Below are 4,372 nucleotides of genomic sequence, written 5' to 3'. Positions count from 1 at the left end.
CGGCCAGCAGCGAACGGTAGGTATCGTAATCCCAGTGCCAGCTCAAGCCCAGCTCGTGGAAAGCAGTGTTGTAGGCAAACAGGGATGTTTCTTCGGCAGGGTCAAAAAAAGTGCGCTCGATGGTGATGCTAGCCATGATTCATTTCCTCCTAAATACACGCTTCAGTGATCGGAATTACCTGGTGGACTCATCTGCAGGATTCATCTACATCTGCTCTGCGTTTATCTCCAGACTTGAAGCCATGATAGGGAAAATAAATCATTAGTCATAGTTAAAGTTTTTGTGCATAATCATTAGCACATACTTATTATAAAAACGGGACAAGAATGAAAAACGCTACATTGCGGCAGCTGAAAACCTTCGAGACCGTGGCGCGCCATCTCAGTTATTCGCGGGCGGCGGAAGAATTGCACCTGACGCAGCCGGCGGTGTCGCTGCAGGTCAAGCAGCTTGAGGAACACGCAGGCCTGCCCTTGTTCGAGCAGCTGGGAAAGAAAATCTACCTGACTGCCGCGGGCGTGGAGATGCTGCGGCATGGACGCATGATCATCCAGCAGTTCCGTGAAGCGGAAGATGCGATGGCGCAGCTGAAAGGCGTCTCCGGCGGCAGGTTGAATGTTGCCGTGATTAGCGCCGGCGATTATTTTTTTCCGCGCCTGCTGGCCGAGTTCCAGCGCCGCCATGAAAACGTCAGCCTCAAGCTGACCGTGCATAACCGCGAAGAGCTGCTGCGCAACCTGCAGGAGAACCAGACCGACCTGGCGATCATGGTCAGGCCGCCGGAAGATCCCTGCATGATCCGGCGTGCATTCGCGCCTCACCCTTACGTCATCGTGGCTTCGCCCCAGCATCCGCTGGCGGGCAAGAAACGGATTCCGATGGCGCGCCTGATGCGCGAACCGTTCATCGTGCGCGAAAGAGGCTCGGATACCTGGAATTCCATGCAGGAGAGTTTTGGCGACCACCTGGCGCAGCTCAATGTGGCCATGGAGATCAAGAGCTTTGAGACCATCAAGCAGGCGGTGATTGCGGGCATGGGCATCAGCTTCCTGTCGGTCCATACCATCAGCCTGGAGCTGCAGGTCGGCAACCTGGTGGTGCTGGACGTCCAGGGTTTTCCGGCGATGCTGAACTGGTACGTGGTGCACCGCCAGCACAAGCAGCTGCCGCCGGTGGCAATCGCCTTCGAGAATTTTTTGATGAGCGACGGCGCTCAGCTGATTGAAACGTTTACCCGCTTCAAATTGAAATCTTAGGCAGCCTTCAATTCTTTTGTTTTTCTGGGCCGCCCGCCCAGCTTGCCGTTTTCGCGCGCGGCCTTGGCCTTCGCCTCAGTGGATACCTTGCCGCCCATTTTACCGATCTCGGACGCCATCCAGCGTTTTGATCCGAGAAAACCTTCAAGCAATGCCGGCAGGTACAAGTCGGCGTCCAGCTGCGGAAAATGAATTCCCAGGCCGGAAGGAGTAATTTCGGCGTCGGCAAGCTCGGCCGGATGCGCATGCTCCAGCCCTTGCACGTGCTTGGGAGAAAATGCCAGCTCCAGGCCGGAGGCAAGCGCAATGACGATGCGCGCTACGCGGCGGTCATAACGCACCTCCACCGCTGCGGGGAATGTTTTCCTGGTAGCGGCGGCGCGCTGGTTGGCCGCTTCAAAAACCTTATCAGTAATGTCCATGTATCTGACTCCACTTGTCGCAAAGAGCAGCCAGGCAGGCGTTGAGCCCGCTGGCGATTTTGTTCAGCTCTCTCTGGGAAAATTCATAATTCTCTCGCAATTCGGCTGGCCCATCCGGGCAATGCAAGTTAAACACTGCCTCGCATCCGCGCCCGATTACATGAACGTGGGCCGGGCGATGATCGTTTGGATAAATCGTTATGCGCAGTCCGAGAATTACTAGTACAGTGGGCATTATAGCAAAAACCCAAGCAGATTGGGTTATTTTTGTTTATCAGATAGCCAACTTTACTCCAAGTTAATATAAGGAAAACCACAAAATCGCAGCTGCCCGTCAGAGCACCGCGGCACGATGGCTACGCAAGGTCTCCAGCACAATCTCCATCAGGTCGGCGCCGTCGTGCTGGTCCACATACTGCAGCAAGGAGCGCCGCATGCGCGGCTCCCAGAAGCGCTTGATATGGCTGGCGATATCGCTTTGCGCCTGTTCCCTGTCGGGCATGGTTTCAAAGAAACTGCCGATCTGGTTCGCCATTTTTATAAGATTGCCTGGATTCATTTTTTTCCCTTCATGGATCAATTCATTTGCTTACAGCATCGGCCAGCTGCGCAGCCTCGCCTGCCAGCAACCCCAGCTGCTCGCGGTTGAAACGGCTGTATTGCTGCTGCCATTCAGACGGCTGCGCCACCGGCATCACCTGCACTGCCGTTACCTTGTACTCCGGACAATTGGTGGCCCAGTCGGAATTGTCGGTGGTGATCACGTTCGCGCCCGATTCCGGGAAGTGGAAGGTGGTGTACACCACGCCAGGCTGCACCCGTTCCGTCACCGTCGCCCGCAACACGGTCTGCCCTGCGCGCGATTCGATGCCGACCCAGTCGTCTTCGCGTATGCCGCGGTCCTCGGCGTCATGCGGATGGATTTCCAGCCGGTCTTCGCCGTGCCACTGCACATTCTCGGTACGCCGGGTCTGGGCGCCGACATTGTATTGCGACAGGATGCGGCCGGTGGTCAGGATCAATGGGAATTTCTGCGTGACCTTTTCATCGGTAGCGATGTATTGCGTATTGATGAACTTGCCCTTGCCGCGCACAAACTCGTCGATGTGCATGATAGGCGTGCCTTCCGGCGCCGCGTCATTACATGGCCATTGGATGCTGCCCAGCTTGTCCAGCTTGGCGTAGCTGACGCCACGGAAGGTCGGCGTCAGCGCCGCGATTTCATCCATGATTTCGGATGGGTGCTTGTACGGCATTTCATATCCCAGCGCCTTGGCCAGGGCAATCGTGACTTCCCAGTCGGACAAGCCGGCCTTGGCAGGCATCACCTTGCGCACGCGCGAAATACGCCGCTCGGCATTGGTGAACGTGCCGTCCTTTTCCAGGAACGACGAACCCGGCAGGAATACGTGGGCGTACTTGGCGGTCTCGTTGAGGAAAATGTCTTGCACCACGATGCATTCCATGTTCGACAGGGCCGCGGTCACGTGCTGGGTATTCGGATCCGACTGCACGATGTCCTCACCTTCGCAATACAGGCCCATGAAACTGCCGTCCATGGCGGCATCGAACATGTTAGGGATACGCAAGCCTGGTTCTGCGGCCAGCGTCACACCCCATGCCTGTTCAAACTGGGCGCGGGCGGTGCTGTCGGAGATATGGCGGTAGCCCGGCAATTCATGTGGGAAAGAGCCCATGTCGCAGGCGCCCTGCACATTGTTCTGGCCGCGCAGCGGATTGACGCCCACGCCTTCGCGGCCGACGTTGCCGGTGACCATGGCCAGGTTGGCGATGCCGATCACTGTAGTCGAACCCTGTGCATGTTCGGTGACGCCGAGGCCGTAATAGATCGCGCCGTTGCCTGCAGTAGCGAACAAGCGCGCCGCACCGCGCATCTCTGCCGCCGGTATGCCAGTAATGGCTTCCATCGCTTCCGGCGAATTGTCCGGCCGCAGCACGAAGGCTTTCCAGTCGGCATACGATTGCCGGTCGCAGCGTTCGGCAATAAAATCGACCTGCTCCAGGCCTTCCGACAGGATCACATGGGCCAGGGCCGTCACTACCGCAACATTGGTGCCCGGGCGCAGCTTCAGGTGGTAATCCGCCTCGACGTGCGGCGATTTCACCATTTCGGTGGTGCGTGGATCGACCACGATCAGCTTGGCGCCCTGGCGAAGGCGGCGTTTCATCTGCGAAGCGAACACCGGATGGCCGGAAGCAGGATTGGCGCCGATGATCATGATCACATCCGACTGCATGACCGAATCGAAAGTCTGGGTGCCAGCCGATTCGCCCAACGTTTGCTTCAGACCGTAGCCGGTAGGCGAATGGCAGACGCGGGCGCAGGTATCGACGTTGTTGTTGCCGAAAGCGGCGCGCACCAGTTTTTGCACCAGGTAGGTTTCTTCATTGGTGCAGCGGGAAGAAGTAATGCCGCCTATCGAATCCTTACCATGCTTGGCCTGGATGCGGCGGAATTCGCTGGCGGCGTACGTCAGCGCCTCATCCCACGACACTTCGCGCCACGGATCGGTAATCTTGCTGCGTATCATCGGCTTGGTGATGCGGTCCTTGTGGGTAGCGTAACCCCAGGCAAAACGCCCCTTGACGCAGGAATGTCCGTGGTTGGCCTTGCCATCCTTGTGCGGCACCATGCGCACCACTTCATTGCCCTTCATTTCGGCCTTGAACGA

Annotated in this window: 5 protein-coding genes; 1 reads left to right on the top strand and 4 read right to left on the bottom strand. The window is 57.6% G+C overall.

Annotation, left to right across the window (positions count from 1 at the left end; genetic code table 11):
- The first annotated feature begins 327 nt into the window (after positions 1-327).
- Positions 328-1,257 (top strand): LysR family transcriptional regulator, encoded by a 930-nt coding sequence (locus tag JWQ61_RS12730; RefSeq protein ID WP_304360856.1) that lies wholly within the window; start codon positions 328-330, stop codon positions 1,255-1,257.
- Here the strand turns inward: JWQ61_RS12730 and JWQ61_RS12725 are convergent.
- The 4 genes from JWQ61_RS12725 to fdhF all read right to left on the bottom strand — a co-directional run.
- On the bottom strand, positions 1,254-1,679 hold the full coding sequence (locus tag JWQ61_RS12725) for a DUF2442 domain-containing protein (RefSeq protein WP_304360855.1): 426 nt from the start codon (positions 1,677-1,679) through the stop codon (positions 1,254-1,256). The genes JWQ61_RS12730 and JWQ61_RS12725 overlap by 4 nt on opposite strands.
- Entirely contained in the window at positions 1,666-1,914 is a 249-nt protein-coding gene (locus JWQ61_RS22115) for a DUF4160 domain-containing protein (RefSeq protein WP_369684895.1), read from the bottom strand. The genes JWQ61_RS12725 and JWQ61_RS22115 overlap by 14 nt, the downstream gene beginning before the upstream one ends.
- A 99-nt stretch (positions 1,915-2,013) precedes the next feature.
- Complete coding sequence (locus tag JWQ61_RS12720; protein WP_120235980.1) at positions 2,014-2,238, bottom strand: formate dehydrogenase subunit delta; 225 nt, start codon at positions 2,236-2,238, stop codon at positions 2,014-2,016.
- Between the two features lie 22 nt (positions 2,239-2,260).
- A partial coding sequence (gene fdhF, locus JWQ61_RS12715) for a formate dehydrogenase subunit alpha (protein ID WP_304360854.1) occupies positions 2,261-4,372 on the bottom strand: 2,112 nt, incomplete at its 5' end.

The sequence above is a fragment of the Collimonas fungivorans genome, assembly GCF_028292705.1.
Lineage (GTDB): Bacteria > Pseudomonadota > Gammaproteobacteria > Burkholderiales > Burkholderiaceae_D > Collimonas > Collimonas fungivorans_B.
Note: the sequence above shows the minus strand (reverse complement) of the source record. Positions and strands in the feature narration are given on the sequence as shown.